The sequence below is a fragment of the Paraburkholderia humisilvae genome (genome assembly GCF_902859855.1).
Taxonomy (GTDB): Bacteria; Pseudomonadota; Gammaproteobacteria; order Burkholderiales; family Burkholderiaceae; genus Paraburkholderia; species Paraburkholderia humisilvae.
In genome coordinates this window covers 1-776 of record NZ_CADIKH010000434.1, presented here as the reverse complement: position 1 = coordinate 776, position 776 = coordinate 1, and the positions used below count along the sequence as shown (strand labels likewise).

At 55.7% G+C, this 776-nt stretch carries 1 pseudogene; it reads left to right on the top strand.

Features of this window, described 5'->3' with window-relative positions:
- The first annotated feature begins 51 nt into the window (after positions 1 to 51).
- Positions 52 to 721 (top strand): annotated as a pseudogene (locus tag HV796_RS42935) (IS6 family transposase).
- Positions 722 to 776 lie beyond the last annotated feature (55 nt).

The following is a 776-nucleotide window of genomic DNA, read 5'->3' as shown; positions in this document are numbered from 1 at the left end:
CGCGCTAAGGCGCTGGGTTAGCAATTGCACTCGATCACAGTGACGAACAAGATGCCCAAGACGAAGGAGGCGCTGCGCAAGACGCTACCTGCTGGCATTGGCAAGGTTCTGAAGCGACCGCACTATCCAGTGGATGTGAGTGCTGTGTGTGCGCTGGTACGTGGTGTACTTGCTGAGCCTGGGCAACCTCGAAGGAGATGATGGCCGAACGGGGCATTGAAGCGGATCATTCGAGCGTGCACCGCTGGGTCATCAAGCTCGTGCCGTTGTTCGAAAAGGCGTTTGGATGGCACAAGCGAGCGGTTGGCAAGAGCTGGAGGGTATACAAACAGGGCAACACGGTTGATTTCCTGTTGCGCGCGCCCATCGTGACAAGGCCGCTGCGCGCCGCTACTTTGAGAAGGCGATTGACCAGAACAGTGAGCCCGACACGATTAGCGTGGATAAAAGCGGCGCCAATCTGGCCGCACTCGAGGCGCTCAACGCCGGGCGGTCGACACCGATCAAGATACGCCAGAACAAGTACCTGAATAACATCGTGGACCAGGATCACCGCGCCAGCAAACGCATCATCAAACCAATGATGGGCTTCAAGGATTTCCGGTGTGCTCGCATCATCCTGGCCGGCATCGAGCTGATGCACACGATCCGTATGGGGCAGATGCATGATAATGGTTTCGCCAAAATCGCAGCCGAGCAATTCCATTCACTGGTTATATAAGCAATCCAAATCATATTGAAATTCTCTTGTCCCGCCCGCCTTATCGCGACACAAC